The organism is Sphingobium sp. LMA1-1-1.1, from assembly GCF_040676365.1.
In the GTDB taxonomy this organism is placed as follows: Bacteria; Pseudomonadota; Alphaproteobacteria; order Sphingomonadales; family Sphingomonadaceae; genus Sphingobium.
Genome location: NZ_JBEGHS010000012.1, coordinates 89593 through 105671 on the forward strand (window position 1 = coordinate 89593; position 16079 = coordinate 105671).

15 protein-coding genes and 1 riboswitch are annotated in these 16079 nt (G+C 66.0%); of the genes, 1 reads left to right on the forward strand and 14 read right to left on the reverse strand.

Annotated elements, in window-relative coordinates:
- Nucleotides 1-59: 59 nt before the first annotated feature.
- The 5 genes from cobF to cbiE are packed head-to-tail and all read right to left on the reverse strand — an operon-like array spanning nt 60 to nt 4468.
- Nucleotides 60-806 carry a precorrin-6A synthase (deacetylating) gene (cobF, locus tag MRBLMA1_RS07985; protein ID WP_363735988.1) on the reverse strand — a complete coding sequence of 249 codons (747 nt, stop codon included), beginning with the start codon at nt 804-806 and terminating at the stop codon, nt 60-62.
- Nucleotides 803-2122 carry a cobyrinate a,c-diamide synthase gene (locus tag MRBLMA1_RS07990; RefSeq protein ID WP_363735989.1) on the reverse strand — a complete coding sequence of 440 codons (1320 nt, stop codon included), beginning with the start codon at nt 2120-2122 and terminating at the stop codon, nt 803-805. Before MRBLMA1_RS07990 ends, cobF begins: the two co-directional genes overlap by 4 nt.
- A complete protein-coding gene (gene cobM / locus MRBLMA1_RS07995; protein ID WP_363735990.1) occupies nt 2119-2901 on the reverse strand; it encodes a precorrin-4 C(11)-methyltransferase in 783 nt (260 codons plus the stop codon). Before cobM ends, MRBLMA1_RS07990 begins: the two co-directional genes overlap by 4 nt.
- The gene (locus MRBLMA1_RS08000) at nt 2898-3263 is read right to left on the reverse strand and encodes a cobalamin biosynthesis protein (RefSeq protein WP_363735991.1); all 366 of its coding nucleotides are present in this window, start codon (nt 3261-3263) and stop codon (nt 2898-2900) included. The genes cobM and MRBLMA1_RS08000 overlap by 4 nt, the downstream gene beginning before the upstream one ends.
- A complete protein-coding gene (gene cbiE, locus MRBLMA1_RS08005) occupies nt 3260-4468 on the reverse strand; it encodes a precorrin-6y C5,15-methyltransferase (decarboxylating) subunit CbiE (protein ID WP_363735992.1) in 1209 nt (402 codons plus the stop codon). Before cbiE ends, MRBLMA1_RS08000 begins: the two co-directional genes overlap by 4 nt.
- Between cbiE and MRBLMA1_RS08010 the strand changes: the two genes are divergently transcribed.
- Entirely contained in the window at nt 4467-5216 is a 750-nt protein-coding gene (locus tag MRBLMA1_RS08010) for a cobalt-precorrin-6A reductase (RefSeq protein WP_363736871.1), read from the forward strand. The two genes, cbiE and MRBLMA1_RS08010, sit on opposite strands and share 2 nt — an antisense overlap.
- On the opposite strand, the gene cobJ is transcribed toward MRBLMA1_RS08010, so the two are convergent.
- The 9 genes from cobJ to MRBLMA1_RS08055 all read right to left on the reverse strand — a co-directional run bounded on the left by cobJ (nt 5192) and on the right by MRBLMA1_RS08055 (nt 15931).
- The gene (gene cobJ / locus MRBLMA1_RS08015; RefSeq protein ID WP_363735993.1) at nt 5192-5941 is read right to left on the reverse strand and encodes a precorrin-3B C(17)-methyltransferase; all 750 of its coding nucleotides are present in this window, start codon (nt 5939-5941) and stop codon (nt 5192-5194) included. The two genes, MRBLMA1_RS08010 and cobJ, sit on opposite strands and share 25 nt — an antisense overlap.
- Nucleotides 5938-6657: a precorrin-2 C(20)-methyltransferase gene (gene cobI / locus MRBLMA1_RS08020; RefSeq protein WP_363735994.1), complete on the reverse strand. Its 720-nt coding sequence runs from the start codon at nt 6655-6657 to the stop codon at nt 5938-5940. Before cobI ends, cobJ begins: the two co-directional genes overlap by 4 nt.
- Nucleotides 6654-7283 carry a precorrin-8X methylmutase gene (locus tag MRBLMA1_RS08025; protein ID WP_363735995.1) on the reverse strand — a complete coding sequence of 210 codons (630 nt, stop codon included), beginning with the start codon at nt 7281-7283 and terminating at the stop codon, nt 6654-6656. Before MRBLMA1_RS08025 ends, cobI begins: the two co-directional genes overlap by 4 nt.
- Nucleotides 7283-8347, reverse strand: a complete 1065-nt coding sequence (locus MRBLMA1_RS08030) for a cobalamin biosynthesis protein CobG (protein ID WP_363735996.1) — start codon at nt 8345-8347, stop codon at nt 7283-7285. Before MRBLMA1_RS08030 ends, MRBLMA1_RS08025 begins: the two co-directional genes overlap by 1 nt.
- A 170-nt stretch (nt 8348-8517) precedes the next feature.
- Nucleotides 8518-8737: riboswitch (cobalamin riboswitch) on the reverse strand.
- A gap of 72 nt (nt 8738-8809) precedes the next feature.
- On the reverse strand, nt 8810-9439 hold the full coding sequence (gene bluB / locus MRBLMA1_RS08035) for a 5,6-dimethylbenzimidazole synthase (protein ID WP_414714764.1): 630 nt from the start codon (nt 9437-9439) through the stop codon (nt 8810-8812).
- Nucleotides 9436-10041 (reverse strand): cob(I)yrinic acid a,c-diamide adenosyltransferase, encoded by a 606-nt coding sequence (cobO, locus tag MRBLMA1_RS08040; RefSeq protein WP_363735997.1) that lies wholly within the window; start codon nt 10039-10041, stop codon nt 9436-9438. Before cobO ends, bluB begins: the two co-directional genes overlap by 4 nt.
- Complete coding sequence (cobN, locus tag MRBLMA1_RS08045; RefSeq protein ID WP_363735998.1) at nt 10038-13802, reverse strand: cobaltochelatase subunit CobN; 3765 nt, start codon at nt 13800-13802, stop codon at nt 10038-10040. The genes cobO and cobN overlap by 4 nt, the downstream gene beginning before the upstream one ends.
- The gene (gene cobW, locus MRBLMA1_RS08050) at nt 13803-14843 is read right to left on the reverse strand and encodes a cobalamin biosynthesis protein CobW (protein ID WP_363735999.1); all 1041 of its coding nucleotides are present in this window, start codon (nt 14841-14843) and stop codon (nt 13803-13805) included.
- Nucleotides 14840-15931 (reverse strand): HoxN/HupN/NixA family nickel/cobalt transporter, encoded by a 1092-nt coding sequence (locus tag MRBLMA1_RS08055; RefSeq protein ID WP_363736000.1) that lies wholly within the window; start codon nt 15929-15931, stop codon nt 14840-14842. The genes cobW and MRBLMA1_RS08055 overlap by 4 nt, the downstream gene beginning before the upstream one ends.
- Nucleotides 15932-16079: the final 148 nt, after the last annotated feature.

The following is a 16079-nucleotide window of genomic DNA, read 5'->3' on the forward strand; positions in this document are numbered from 1 at the left end:
CCGCCAGCAGGCCCATCATCGAACTGATGCCGAACGTGGCCTGATGGCCTTCGGGCCGGTCAGCCGGGCCCGCGTCTTCGCAGAAGATAGATGTCCATGATCCAGCCGTGCTGCCGCCGGAGTTCGGCGCGGCATGAAGTGATTTCGTCCCCCTTGATCGCCAGGGGTCCGTGGATCAGCCTTTCCTGCGGCAGTCCCAGATAGGCGCCCCACCAGATATCGAAATCCTCAGGCAGCAGGGTCTGGAAGGCGCAATGGCCATCCAGCATCACGACCAGGGTGTCGGCGCAGGCTGGCCAGCCCTGCTGGCCAAGGCGCCTGCCTGTGGTGACCAGCACCGGTTGGGCAAGGTCGTTGAGGCAGATCCCATGGGCAGCCGTCAGCGCCTGTATGCTGGTGATGCCGGGAATGACGCGCACTGTTGCGCCCGGCAGGCGGGCGGCAATGCGCAGGCTGCTGTCATAGAGCGACGGATCGCCCCAGACGAGCAGCGCCAGCCTTCCGCCATTGGGAAGATGCAGGGCGATCTGTTCCATCCATAGCCCTGCGATGGCCTCATGCCAGTCGAGGACGGCGCCGAGATAGTCGCTCCTGTCGGTTCGCCGCGGCATGTTGAATTCCACGATCTTCACGTCCCGCGTGAGAAGCTGCGCGCAGATGGCGCGGCGCAGGTCGACAAGGTCGGACTTTGCATCGCCCTTGCGCGGCAGCAGGATCATGTCGGCCATGTTCATCGCCTTCTCCGCCGCGCGGGTGAGGTGATCCGGATTGCCCGTGCCGATGCCGATAAGGTCGATGCTGATCATGGGGCGGCTTTCGAGGATTGGGCGACAAGGTGGAAGAAACCGCCGGTGACGCGGCCACGATGCGATCCCGTGGAGGAAATCGGCTGCCCCTCGGCGTCGGTCACCTGGGCGAGCGGGTGGTCGGGTTGCTCGACGATGGTGGAATAATGGAATTCATGCCCGTTCAGCACCGTTCCTGCGCGCATGCCGCCCATGGGCGCCAGCAAGCGCGCGCGCCGGTAGCCCAGATGGAGGCGCCGTTCCGCGAAGCTGGTGACGAGGCCGAGCAGGCCAGCCATGGCATGCGCCTGCCCATCGGCGTCGATCAGTGCCTGCCCCAGCACCATATAGCCGCCACATTCGCCATGGATCGGGCGGTCCGATGCGTGGCGTCGCAGGCCGGACAGGAAGCGGCCTGCCCCCGCGATCCGGCCCGCATGCAGTTCAGGGTAGCCGCCGGGCAGCCAGACCGCATCGGCATGGGCCGCCGGGGCTTCGTCCGCCAGCGGGGAGAAGGGCAGGATTTCCGCGCCAGCATTGCGCCAATCCGACAGGATATGCGCATAGGTGAAAGAAAAGGCTTGGTCCTGGGCAACGGCGATACGCTGGCCGGGCGGCGGCATCGACAGGTCCGATCCGCTATAGTGCCGCGCGCCGGAACGAGCTGCGCGCCGGACGATATTCAGGTCGACATGGGCCTCGACGATGTCGCCCATGCGGTCGATGACTCCGTCCAGATCAGCCTGTTCGGCGGCCTGGACCAGACCCAGGTGACGTTCAGGCAGGCGTAGCGACGCGGAACGCGGGATTGCGCCGAATATAGGGATCGCGGTCTCCTCCATTGCCGCGCGGATCATGCGTTCATGGCGTACGCTGGCGACATGGTTGAGGATGACGCCGGCCATTGAAAGGTCGGGGCGCAGCCCCCGAAAGCCGCTGGCGATGGCGGCGGCGGATTGGCTCTGGCCCGACACGTCCATGACGAGAATCACGGGCCAGCCGAACAGCGCGGCGAGATCGGCGCTCGCGCCGTTGCCAGCTTCCCCTGCGGCGGGGGCGCCATCGAACAGTCCCATCGCGCCTTCGGCCACCATCAGGTCCGCGTCCGCGCCGCCCACGATCGCGGCCATCTGCGATGGGGACATCGCCCAGCTATCGAGATTAAACGAAGGACGGCGGCTGGCGGCCTGCTGGAAGGCCGTGTCGATATAGTCGGGGCCGGATTTGAACGACTGGACCCTGATGCCCATACGGGAAAACGCGCGCAACAGGCCGAGCGTGACGGTGGTCTTGCCCGATCCGGATCGGGGCGCCGCGATCAGAAGGCCCGGCGTCATGGCTTGCCGATGAAGATGGAGTCGGCGCTGGCCGGTCGGAAACGGCGGTCATAACCAGGCGCATAGAGGCTGCTTTCCGCAAAATCCTCGCTGTCCAGCACCGGGCCGACCAAAATGATGGCGGTCCGTTCGGGCCCATCCGCAGCGGCCGCCACGATGGTGCCAAGCGTTGCGCGAACGATCCGCTGATCCGGCCAGCTTGCGCGCCATATCACCGCCACGGGGCAATCGCCGCCATAATGCGGCGTCAGGTCGCGCACCACCTGCGCGAGATTGTGGACCGAAAGATGAATGGCAAGCGTCGCGCCGGTTGTCGCGAAAGCAGCCAGGCTCTCACCCCGCGGCATGGAACTGGCACGGCCCGGCGTCCGCGTAAGGACCAGCGACTGGGCGATTTCGGGCAACGTCAGTTCAGCGCCGATGGCGGCGGCGGCGGCGGCGAAGGAAGGGACGCCGGGCGTAATGCTGAACGGTATGCCGATTGCCTTCAGCCGGCGAAGCTGCTCGCCCATGGCCGACCAGATGGACAGGTCGCCGGAATGCAGGCGCGCGACATCTTGCCCCATTTGATGGGCCTCCGTGATGATGGCGATGATCTCGTCCAGCGTCAGCGGCGCCGTGTTGACGATCCGCGCGTCCGGGGGGCAGTGATCGAGCAGGGCCGCCGGCACGAGCGATCCCGCATAGAGGCACACCGGACAGCGCGCGATCAGGTCGTGGCCGCGCAGGGTGATAAGGTCGGGCGCTCCGGGACCGGCGCCGATGAAATGGACAGTCATTCGCCAGGACCTTCGGCTATGGCGCAGCTTGCGAGGCGGTCGGAAGAGAGCGCGCGAGGCGCGAGAAGCCGGCCCTTGGGCCTCAGCGCGGCAAGAGCCGCCGCTTCGGCAACGCTGCCCGCGCCATAGGCGGCCATGCTGACAGGGGATCGGGTAAGCACGGGCTGATCCGACAGGCTTTCCACGCTGACCGCTATAAGGGGAAGGGCGAGGTGGCGTGCCAGGGGCGCAAGCTGCCCGGCCTTGTGATCAATGGTGGCGAGCGCATCGACGGCGATCATCGCGCCCGTCGCCCCCTCAAGCGCTGACTGCAAGGAAGCGAGCGAGGCGCTCTTGCGGAAGCCGAAGCCCGCGACGATCATAGCGACACGCTCCATTGCACCAGCGGATAGGCGGAACGCCAGCCGCGCCGACTGCCCAATGGTACCGCCTGCGCAAGTTCGATGCGAAGCAGGTCGCCCCCTTTCTCCGCATGCCATTGGGCGAGCAGCGCTTCGGATTCGAGGGTGACGGCATTGGCGACAAGTCGCGTTCGGCCACCGGGCATCGCGAACAGGGTCTCGAGCAGGGGCTGGCTCAGTCCTCCACCGATGAAGACGGCGTCGGGGGGATCGCGCCCGATCAGCACATCCGGCGCCTTCCCCGCAACCATGGTCAGACGGTCGGCGCCCAGACGGACGGCGTTGGCGCGTGCGCGCTCGGCGCGTTCCGGATCAGCCTCGAACGCGATGGCTCGCGTGGAGCCATGGGTAAGCAGCCACTCTATGGCGACAGAGCCGGAGCCTGCCCCGATGTCCCACAGCATCTCGCCGGGGCGGGGGGCGAGGGCAGACAGGGTCAGGGCGCGGGCGGGACGCTTGGTGATCTGGCCGTCATGGTCGAACCAATCGTCGGGGATACCGCTGGAGCGAGGGAGCGTCCTGCCGCCGCCCGCCACGGACAGGCCGATTGCCACCGGATGGGCGATGTTGGCGATGTCCAGCCTTTCGGTGCTGCATTGGCGGATACGCTCGCGAGGGCCGCCCAGCGCTTCCAGCACGTGCAGGGTCGAGGAACCGAAGCCCTGTTCCGTCAGCCAGGCGGCGAGTTGGGGCACTGCCCGTCCGTCGCGCAACAGCAATATGGCGCGCCGTCCCGGTACCAGACACGAGCGCAGTCGCGTCAGCGGCGCGGCATGAAGGCCATGGCATTCCACCTCCTGAAGCGGCCAGCCCAGCCGGGAGGCGGCAAGCGAGAATGAGGAGGGGGCGGGATGCGCCGTCCACTCGCCGGCTTCCAGATGGCGTGTCACGACGGACCCTGCGCCGAACCAGAAGGGATCGCCGGAAGCAAGCAGGACGGTCGGCATTCCCCGGCGGGCGAGCAGCGCCGGAATCCCTTCCGCGAACGGGGCTGGCCAGCTGAAGGTTTCGGCTCTAAGGGCTGGCAGCAGCGCAAGATGGCGCGGCGATCCGGCAATGAACGCGGCCTTGTCCAGCGCGGCGCGGGCGGCGGATGACAGGCCGCTGGCGCCGTCTTCGCCAAAGCCGATGATCGTCAGCCAGGGACCGTCAGGAGTATCGGGCATTTCCAACATCCTCATATTGGGCGGGACCACCGAAGCCAGCGCGCTCGCGGCAGCTCTTGCCGAGCGGGGGACGCGCGCGCTGCTGAGCTACGCGGGGCGCACGGAGAAGCCACGGGCGCAGCCGGTGCCGGTACGCGTCGGCGGCTTTGGCGGGATTGCAGGCCTCGTGCGCTATTTGCGGGAGGAGAGCGTCACCCATCTGGTCGATGCCACCCATCCTTTCGCCGCGACGATGAGCGAGCATGCCGTTGCCGCGGCGCGGGAGGCGGGGGTCGAGCATATCATGTTGACCCGTCCACCCTGGACTGCGGCTGAGGGGGACCAGTGGACGCGCGTGCCCGACATGGCCGGCGCGGTGGCGGCGCTGGCGGGAGCCGCCCGCCGCGTGATGCTGGCGGTGGGTCGCATGCATGTCGATGTGTTCGCCGCACAGCCGCAGCATCATTATCTGCTGCGCTTCGTCGACACGCCTGATGCTGTTCCGCAATTGCCCCGACATGCACTGGTGGTCGACCGGGGCCCCTTTACGGTGGAGGCCGAAATGCATTTGATGCGCGCCCATGGGATCGACTGCGTGGTTTCGAAAAATGCTGGTGGCGATGGCGCGCAGGCGAAGCTGATTGCGGCGCGGCAACTGGGATTGCCGGTCGTGATGATCGAGCGCCCGGCCTGTCCGGCCGCGCTGATGACGCATGAGGTTGCCGCGGTGCTGCAATGGCTGGGTCATGCGGCGGAGCGCGGCGTATAGAGGATCGGCGGCCCTGATCGGGTAATCAGCCGGGTGCGGCTGGAACCGACGATGACCATGGTGCGCATGTCCGCCATCTGCGCAGTCGCCTCGCTCAGCGGCACGATGCGCAGAGTTTCTTCGGGCGTGGAAACGGCGCGAGCGAACAGGATAAGCCGATCCTCGCCACATTCCTCGCGCAGGATCGTCAGCGCCCGCCCGAAGCCCTCCGGCCGGGAGCGGGATCGCGGATTGTAGAAAGCCATGGCGAAGTCGGCCTGTGCCGCGAGGCGCAGGCGGCGTTCGATCAGCGGCCAGGGCTTCAGATTGTCGGACAGGTTGATGGCGCAGAAATCATGGCCAAGCGGAGCGCCCGCGCGCGCCGCGGCGGCGAGCATGGCGGTGATGCCGGGGAGCACGCGGATATCGAGATCGCGCCAGTCCTGCGGGCCTGCCTCCATGGCTTCGAACAGGGCCGAAGCCATGGCGAACACGCCCGGATCGCCCGAAGACACCACTGCGACCCGCCTGCCCTGGGCGGCAAGGCTCAGGGCAAGGGCGGCGCGTTCAAGTTCGACGCGATTGTCCGATGCGTGGAGCATGAGGCCCGGTCTTTGCTCCACGCGGGCGACATAGGGGATATATCCGATGACGTCGGTTGCCTGCGCAAGCGCCTCCGTCACCTCTGGCGTGACGAGCGCATCCGCGCCCGGCCCAAGACCCGCTGCCACGATCCAGCCGGTCATGGGCGGCGGCCCTGCCCATGGATCAGCAGGATCGAGAAATAAGCGGTGACGTCGGTCGCCTCCGCCAGCGGCCTGATGCGCTGATCCGCCATCGTCGCATATTCGATCAGCCAGGCGTTGTCCTGCCGGCCGGCCGCTTCGATTGCGCGGCGCAGCTTGGGGAGGTTGCGGCCGATCTTCATCACCGCCAGCGCATGGCTGTCACGGATGCGGCGGACGAGTTCCTCTTCGGGCAGCGTCGCCATCAACACGGTCAGGACATCGTCTCCCCAACTGATCGGCGTGCCGCTGGCGGTCCAGGCGCCGGACATGCCGGTGATGCCGGGGACGATCTTCACCGGCGCGGCCAGCCGGCTGTGCAGATGCATGAAGCTGCCATAGAAGAAGGGATCGCCTTCGCAGAGGACGACCACATCCTCTCCGCGCGCGGAGAGTCCTTCCAGATGCGCGGTGCAATCGGCGTAGAAGGCCGAGAGAAGGTCATTGTAGCGGGGGTCGGACAGCGGGATTTCCGTCGTCACCGGATATTCCATCGGGAATTCAATGGCATCGGCGCGCAACATGCCCTCCACGATGCTGCGGGCATGGCCCGACCGTCCCCGCTTGCGGAAATAGGCGATATGTCGGGCGTCGCGGATCAGCCGGTCGGCACGGACGCTCATCAGGTCCTGCGCGCCCGGTCCCAGGCCAACGCCGTGGATGGTCCCGCCGGTCATTCCGCGGGGCTCGCAATGGCATTGACCGCCGCGACCGTGACGGCGCTGCCGCCAAGGCGGCCCTCCACGACGCAGCAGGGGACGGGTTGGGCGTGCCAGAGCGCCTCCTTCGATTCCGCCGCTCCGACGAAGCCGACGGGACAGCCGATGATCGCGGCCGGGCGAGGACAGGCGGGATCCTCCAGCATGTCGAGCAGATGGAACAGAGCCGTCGGCGCATTGCCGATCGCAACAAGCGCGCCTGCCAGATAAGGCCGCCAGAATTCAAGCGCGGCGGCAGAGCGGGTGTTGGACATGCGCTCCGCCAGCGCGGGCACTTGCGGATCGTTCAGCGTGCAGAGGATCGGATTGGCGGCCGGCAGGCGCTTTGCAGTGATCCCTTCGGACACCATACGCGCGTCGCAGAGGATCGGGGCGCCGGCCTGAAGAGCGGCGATGGCAGCTTCTGCGAAGGAGGGAGAAAAGCGGATCCGGGACGCAAGTTCGACCAGTCCCGCCGCATGGATCATGCGCACGGCGATGCGCTCCTCCTCAGGCGAGAAGCGGCCGAGATCAGCCTCGGTGCGGATGATGCGAAAGGACTGCCGGTAGATGGCGGCGCCATCGGTTTCATAGTTTTGGGGCATCAGGGCCTTCCAAAATGGGCGAGGACTTGGTCGGCGGTCATGCCGGTCAACTCCGGCGATGATCCGGCGGGGCCGTTGCGGGACAGGTCGAAGCGGCCCTGCCTGCCGGTGAGAACAAGGTCGGCAGGCGCCTGTCGGGCACAGCCCTTGGCGCAGCCCGACACATGCAGGGAGCCATTGACCAGCGGTGCGAGCCGGGAGGCGAGGCTGCGGGTCGCAACGCTTGCCTGCGGGCATGCAGGTGCGCCAGGGCAGGCATCCATCCCGAGCAGCCGGTCAATGGAGACGTTGTCGGCATCCTCCTTGGCCCCTTCGAGGATCAGGCCGCGCCAGGGGGTGATGCGCACGGCGCAGACATTCCCTTTTTCCGCCAGCGCGATGAGGCTGTCGGCATGGAACTGGCCGAAGGGAATGCCGTGAAACGAGCCGGCTGCCGCCGCCAGCGCTTGGGAAGGCGGGCGGGACGGCGCGGGCGCGACATCCGCAACGGTTGGCAGAGGCGCCCTGTGCCGGGCTGCGCGGCCAGATGCTGCCCCGCCCGTGGCCAGAAACCAGTGGAGAAGGGCGCTCAGGTCGCGAGCCGCGTTTTCGCCCCTGGTCGGGGAACCGAGCATCCGTCCGTCCATCCTCAGCAGCAGCACGCCCGTTGCGCTGCGTTCGAAGCGGAAGTCAGCAGGAACAGCCGCAAGGCAGGGCGCCGGGCCGGCGTCGATAGCGATCCCGATCTTGGGGGGAAGTTCGGGCATTTCATCAAGATGCTCGATCAGGCTGAGGGCGATGTTTTCCGTGTCGTCCCCTGGCGAGGAATCTGGCGTGAGCAGGACATTGCCGCGAGCCTCACGGCCGGGATCGGGATCGACGAGACCAAGAGCGATGAGTTGCCGGAGCAGTGGAGCATGGCTTTGCTCCGTCACGCCGCGAAGCTGGAGCGCGGCGCGGTTGGTAAGGTCGATCAGGCCGTTGCCGTGCGAACGGGCCGCTTTTGCAAGTCCGATGGCCTGCGGCACGGTGAGGCGGCCCAGGCGCGGGCGCACCCGTACCAGCAACCCGTCGCCTGCCGTCATCGGACGCCATGCCGATGGACACCAGCCGCGAACGGCGGCGGACGATGCGCTTTGCGCGTCTGGCAACGAACTTCACCTCCCACGTCGCAACGACGACCGGAGGATGTCCCCCAGCCGCATTCGTCGCCCGTGCGGAGAACCGAGCCGTGACCATCCCCTGGACCATGGCTAGAGCGACCTTTGCGTTCGGCAGGTATCCTGGCTTGCGGGTCGTCGCCTTGGCACGGGCCTTCCCGGATTGCTCCAGTGGCTGGCCACCCCGGATGGGGGGGCCGTCCTTGCCTTGCTCGCCGCTTACAGTTGCAGGGACAGCCGCGGATTAGGGAGTATCCTCCCGCACCGCGTTCCCATTTAAGCCCCTCGCGGGGCACCGACGCGATCGATGGAGCGGGCGGAACCCGTTCCAGCAACGCCTCATAGGCGGGGAGGACGGGAAAGGAAAGAGCCGTTCAGCGGCAATCGTCAGCGCGTGACGATCGCGGAATGCCAGTTGGTGCGATGTTCCCAGCCCCGTCTTTCCAGTTCCGGCGTCGCCTCTTCGCTTACAGGATAGCCCAGGCATATCAGCCCGAGGCAGCGCCAGTTGCCGGGAATGGCAAGCATCGCATCCACCGTCGCGGGATCCAGTATCGACACCCAGCCCAGCCCAATGCCGCGCGTGCGGGCGGCAAGCCACAATGTGTGGATGGCCATCACGCAACTGTAGCGTCGCGCCTCCGGCATAGTGATTGCGCCCAGCCTGTGCCCTGTTTCAGTGCCTTCGTCGCAATAGACGGCGAACAGCACGGGCGCTTCGCGCAGCCCGTGCAATTTGAGGCTGCGGTAAAGCCGGTCCTCCTCCCCGTCATAGATCTTGCCTGCCCGGGCAATCTGGGCATCGACATGGACGGCGAGATCCTGGCGCAGCCCCGGCGTTTCGATCCGGACGAACCGCCAGGGCTGCGACAGCCCCACGGACGGGGCGCTGTGCGCAAGGGCGAGGAGCCTTTCCACCTCGCTTTCGTCCAGCGGGTCGGTCAAAAAATGGCGAACGTCGCGGCGCAGGTGGACCAGATCCTCGAAGGAGGCGATGTCGAAGGCGGTGTGTGTCAGAATTCGATTCCCGGCTGGGCCTTCACGCCGCTGCGGAAGGGATGTTTGACAAGCGTCATTTCCGTGACGAGATCGGCCGCGTCGATCAGCGCTTCGGGCGCGTTGCGGCCGGTGATGAGCACATGTTTCATCGGGCTTCTGGCGGTCACGGCTTCCAGAACCTCTTCCACGGGCAGGTAGTCATAACGCAGGACGATGTTGAGTTCATCGGCAAGGACCATGTCATAGGCCGGATCGGCGATCATGCGTTTCACCTCATCCCACGCTTCGCGCGCCAGGGCAATGTCCCGGGTCCGGTCCTGCGTATTCCAGGTGAAGCCTTCGCCCATCGGCTTGAACTCGACATTGTCCGGAAACGCGTCGAACACCCGTTTTTCCCCGGTGGTCATCGCCCCCTTGACGAACTGGACGACGCCCACCTTCCTGTCATGGCCAATGGCACGGACCACCATGCCCAGGGCAGCGGTCGTCTTGCCCTTGCCCTTGCCGGTGTGGACGATCAACAGGCCCTTTTCCTGCGTCTTGGTGGCCATGATCCTGTCATGGGCGGCCTGTTTCTTCTTCATCTTTTCGGCATGTTGTTCGGGCGTGCGTTCGATCATTGCGAGGCATCCTTGATTTGGGAGAGAAGCATGGCGGCGCTGTTCGACCGGGGTTTCCAAAGGGCGCGGTCCAGCGCCTCGTGGAGGCGGGCGGCGGTTTCACGCAGGGCTGCCGGATTGGCCTGCGCCATGAAGGCGCGGACCGTCTCATCCTCGATGAAGGCAGCATGGACGGCGTCGAAATGATGGTCCTTGACGGCATGGGTCGTGGCGGCGAAGGCGAACAGATAGTCGACCGAGGCCGCGATTTCGAACGCACCCTTATAGCCGTGACGCATCATCCCGGCGATCCATTTGGGGTTGGTGACGCGGGCGCGGACGACCCGGCCGATCTCATCCTCCAGCGTGCGGACGACAGGACGTTCGGGGCGGCTGTGGTCGTTATGATAGCTGAGCGGTTTCCTGCCGGAGAGATGCTCGACGGCGGCGGCCATGCCGCCTTCGAACTGATAATAATCATCGCTGTCGAGCAGGTCGTGCTCGCGATTGTCCTGGTTCTGTATCAGGGCGTCGACGTCGGTCAGGCGCCGGGCGAAGAGGCTGCGTTCGCTGTCGCCCTCCACCCCGCCGCCATAGGCATGACTGCCCCAGTCGAGATAGACATTGGCCAGGTCCGACCTGTCATGCCAGATCCTCTCGTCGATCATCGCCTGAAGGCCTGCGCCATAAGCGCCGGGTTTCGACCCGAAGACGCGGCTGCCTGCCCGGCGCAGCGCGACCTTTTCCGCCATGCCCTCCGCGATCAGGGCCGCGGTTTCCGCCTGATGGCGCGCTGCGGCCGGGTTGTCTTCCTCCGGTTCGTCCAACGCCATGACGGCGCGGGCTGCGCTGTCGACAAGGTCGATCTGCTCCGGGAAGGCATCCCGGAAAAAGCCCGAAATACGCAAGGTGACGTCGACGCGCGGGCGGCCCAGTTCCGCGATCTTCATGACCTCGAACCCGATGACGCGGCCCGAAGCCCAGTCCCAGCGGGGACGCGCACCCATCAGGGCAAGCGCCTGCGCAATGTCGTCGCCGCCCGTGCGCATATTGGCGGTGCCCCAGGCCGAAAGGGCGATGGCGCGGGGATAGTCGCCCTCGCGCTGAAGATAGTCCTGCACGATGAGATCGGCGGAGCGTTGCCCGAGATTCCAGGCGGCGACCGTGGGCACCGCCCGGGTATCGACCGAATAGAAATTGCGGCCGGTGGGAAGGACGTCGGGCCGGGCCCTGGTGGGCGCTCCGGAAGGGCCGGGAGCGACGAATTTGCCGTCGAGGGCGTCGAGGAGCGCGGCCTTTTCGGCACGTCCGCAGGCATCGACGCGGGGCGCGAGATCGGCTTCTATGGCCTTGAGAACGGCCTCGCTTAGCGGGCCAGGGGCGCCCGGCCGCTGAATGCCGTCATGCCCCTGTTCGCGGGACAGATGGTCCACCAGGTCGATGGCAAAGAGTTCCAGCCGTTCGACCGTGTCGCCCCTGGTGCGCCAGGGGGCCTTCGCGACAGCCTCCAGGGCGGCCGGGCGTGCGCCGGTCCATGCCTCGCCCATCACGCAATCCAGGGGATCGAAATCCAGTGCCAGATCATCGGCCAGCGCACGCAGCAGCGATTGCTGGCCTTCCTCCATCCCTCTGGGACAGCGGGCGAGGGCGATGAGGAGATCCCGGCGGAGACGGCCTTCCGGGCTCTGCGTGAAGACATGCAGTCCATCACGGATCTGCATTTCCTTGAGTTCACACAGATAGTTATCGATCGCTGCTAAGGCCTCGTCTCCGCTTCCTCGCGCGCCTGCATCCCTGTCCAGTCCCTGTGCGGCGGCGAGCGCCAATATGTCCTTGCGCAGCGTTTCCAGCCGGCGCGGGTCCATGCCGGCGGCAAGATAATATTCATCGACCAGCACCTCCAGCTCCTTGAGCGGACCATAGCTCTCGGCGCGCGTCAGCGGCGGCGTCAGATGATCGACGATGCACGCGCCTATGCGGCGCTTCGCCTGAGTGCCTTCGCCGGGGTCGTTGACGATGAAGGGGTAGATTTGCGGAATCGGTCCGGCGCAGATTTCCGGGAAACAGCTTTCCGACAGGGCGACGGCCTTCCCCGGCAGCCATTCGAGATTGCCATGCTTGCCGACATGAACGACGGCATGCGCTCCAAACGCGTCGGCCAGCCAAATATGGAAGGCGAGATAGGCATGGGGCGGCGGCAGCGCCGGGTCGTGATAGCTGTTCCTGGGATCGATATGATAGCCGCGCGAAGGCTGGACGGCGACGACGATGTTGCCGAAACGGTGCGCCGGCAGGTGGAAGGCGCCGTCGCGGAAAAAGGGATCTGCTTCGGGTGCGCCCCAGCGATCCTGGACCGCATTAAGCGCCGCTTTGGGTAGCGAGGCGAAGGCCACCTGATAGGCGCCGAGCGGCAGGCTGACCTCGCCGGGGCGATCTGGAGAGGCATTGGTGACGGCGCCGGTCATGAGGTGCATCAGTGCGGTGCCGTCGGTGGGAGCAGTACCCGTCCGGTAGCCCGCCTCCGACAGGGCCTTCAAAATGGCGGCGGCGCTTGCGGGCGTGTCCAGCCCGACGCCGTTGCCGATGCGGGCGTCGCTGTTGGGGTAGTTGGCCAGAACCATCGCGACCCGGCGTTCATTGGCTGGTAACTTCCTGAGTTTTGACCAGTTTGCAGTAAGTTGTGCAACGAAGTTGACACGGTTTTCCAGAATATGGGGTGTCACGATGCTGCATTCCGTAAGCTCGTCAAACCGCGCCACAGCCTTGAAGGCGAAGGCGCGCGTGAAGAGACGACCGTCCACCTCGGGCAGGGCGATATGCATCGCAAGATCGCGAGGGCCCAATCCCCGCGCGCTGGCCTCCCAATTGTCATGCTCCGCGCTGGCGAAGATCGTCTGGAGGATGGCGCAGTCCGCCTGCTCAAGGATCGAGGGCGTGCGCGGCTCTCCCGGCGCGCTGGCGGCAAAGGCGGTGGCGTTGAGGATGACGTCCGGCGGGGTTCCCGCCATCAGATGGCGCAGGAAATCCCTGGCAAATGGTTCGCGCAAGGCACGGACATGGACAGGAAGGACATTAAGGCCGGCGGCCTCCAGTCCCGCGATCATGCGGTCCACCGCATCCAGCGTACCGGCGATCAGCAGGGCACGGTAGAAGAGGAAAAGGGCGGTGGGCCGACCGGCCTGCCATCGGGCCTTGACCTGATCCAGGGTCGGGCGATCGTGACCAGGCAGATAAAGGCCCGCATCGGCCACCGGGACGGGCGCATCGGCAGCGCCCGCGTCGAAGCCGGCAAGATCAGCGGCCTTTCGCAGGAAAGCGATGGCATTGGCTATGCCGCCCTGCCTCAGATAGTCGCGCAGCAGACCGCAGCTTTCCGGGCCGACGGTCGAAGCGGCGCGCAATTCGGGATCATCTTCCCGATCATCCGCGATGGCGGCGAAGGCAATGCCTTTCTCCCGCGCGATATTTGAAATCTCATCAATGCCATATGGCCAATAGCTCTTACCCCCTAGCAAGATGATGCAGACGAATTTGGCATGGGCCACGACCTTCTCGACATACATGTCGACCGAATAGGGATGTTTGAGCTGGAGAAGGTTGGCGAGCCGGATGCGCGGCGCGCCTTCCCCCAGTTCCTGCGTGAGCGCATGGGCTGCGCTGGCGAAACAGGCCAGTTCGCTGTCCGCCACGGTCAGCAGCACGATGTCCCCCGGTGACTGGCCGAGGTCTATGGCTTCGTCGCCATTGGAGACGGTGCCGGGCGTGGCGGTCAGCAGATGCATTCAAGCGGTCGCCATCTGGGCGCTCAGTCCGGCCGCTATCGCGGCGCGGTCCATGCCGCGCTGGCCAATCACCACCAGCCGGGACCGGCGCGGCTCGCCGGCCTGCCAGTGCCGGTCATAATGATGCTGGATGCGCGGACCGACCGCCTGAAGAACCAGGCGTGCCGGGCGCCCCTCAATGGCGAGGAAGCCCTTGACCCGCAATATGTCATGGGCGGCAATGCTCTGCGCGAGCGCCGTCAGCAACGGCTCTGGCCCAGCAAGTTCGCCCAGATCCACGACGAAGCTGTCAAAATCGTCATGGTCATGATCCTCCTCATCGTCATGGTGGGAGGGGCGGGCATCGATCTGGTCCTCCACGCCCGCGTCGAGACCGAGCAGGATGGCGGGGTCAATCTCTCCTCTGGCGGTGCGGAGGATGCGGACGCCGGGTCGGATTTCCCGGGCCAGCTCCTGCTCCAGCACCGCCAGGCGATCTGGCTCCACCAAGTCGGTCTTGTTGAGCAGGACGAGGTCGGCACAGGCGAGTTGATCCTCGAACAGTTCCTCGATCGGGCTGTCATGATCCAGCGTCGGGTCGGCGGCGCGGGCAGCCGCGAGCGCCGCTTCGTCATGGGCGAAGCGGCCGGCGGCCAGCGCGTCGGCATCTATCAGGGCAATGACCCCGTCAACCGTGGCCCGCGTCCGGATGTCGGGCCATTGGAACGCCTTCACCAGCGGCTTGGGTAGGGCCAAGCCGCTGGTCTCTATGATGATGTGATCAGGCGGGACAGGGCGATCGAGCAGTTTTTGCATGGTCGGCAGGAAATCGTCGGCCACGGTGCAGCAGATGCAGCCATTGGCCAGTTCGATGATGTCGTCATCCGGGCAGGCTGCGTCGCCGCACCCCTGAACCAGCGCGCCATCGACGCCCACATCCCCGAATTCGTTGATGATAAGGGCGAGGCGGCGGCCGCCGGCATGCTGGATGAGGTGACGGATCAGCGTGGTCTTGCCGGCGCCCAGAAAGCCGGTGATGACGGTTGCAGATACCTTTTTCATGCGGGATTTCCTTGCGGTTGGCGGCTAGCGGCGGGGATGAGTTCGATCTCGTCGAAGCCCTTCCAGCGATAGAAGGCCCAACTCGCCAGCCAGCAGGCGGCGAACAGGCCGATGATGATGAAACCGAGGCTGTTGAAATGGGCGCCCAAATCGGCGGCGAGGGTCCAGATGCCGCCGCTGAGGCCGAGCTTGTCGCCGAGCAGCGCCGCCGCCTCGATCCCGCCGATCAGCAGCGCGACCAGCGCCGACATCAGCGTTATGGTGATATTATAGTAGAGCTTGCGGATCGGTTTCACGAACGCCCACTGATAGGCGCCCATCATCAGCGCGCCGTCCGTGGTGTCGATCAACGCCATCCCCGCCGCAAAGAGCAGGGGAAAGATAAGGACGGTCGCAATGGAAAGGCCGCTGGCGGCCTGGCCGGCGGAAAGCCCCAGAATGGCGACCTCTGTCGCGGTATCGAAGCCCAGACCGAAAAGAAAGCCGAGCGGCGCCATGTGCCAGCTTCGCGTCACCAGCCGGAAAAGCGGGCGGAAAAGGCGCGACAGGAGACCCCGATTGCTCAAGAGAATGTCCATATCTTCATCGACATAGGCGCCACCCCTTCGAACATGATTGAAGGTCTTCAGCACGGATTGGAGGATGACCAGATTCATCGCCGCAATGGCAAGGAGGAAGGTCGCGGACACCAGCGTCGCAATGGTGCCGCCAATGGCTCCTGCGGCTTCGACGCGGCTGAGAGCATTGGCGGCGAAAGCGATGAGGACAGCGGCGATCAGCACGATGCCGCTATGGCCGATGGCGAACCAGAAGCCGACCGTAAGGGGCCGCTGGCCGTCCTGCATCAGCTTGCGGGTCACGTTGTCGATGGCGGCGATATGATCGGCGTCGACGGCATGGCGCAGGCCCAGGCTCCAGGCAAGCACCGCCGTGCCGAGCATGACGGGATCGCCCGCGAAGATGGTGAAGGCCGCGATCCAGGCGGCCAGATTGGCGGCGATGAGACCGGCGAACATGCCGGTGGCGCGGCGACGCAGGCCGCCAGGAGGCGCCTGCATCGATGCTGGCGCATCGGAGGAAATGGTCATCGGACGGTATCCCGTCGGCGTCTGCGAAACCGGACGGAAACCGCCTTCATGCCGGGCGGACGCTCTTGCGCCCGGCATGCGGACAGCAGCTCCCGCTGCGAGAAGCGTCGCTCAGACGGAGGACCGTGCCGCGGCCATCCCCTGGACC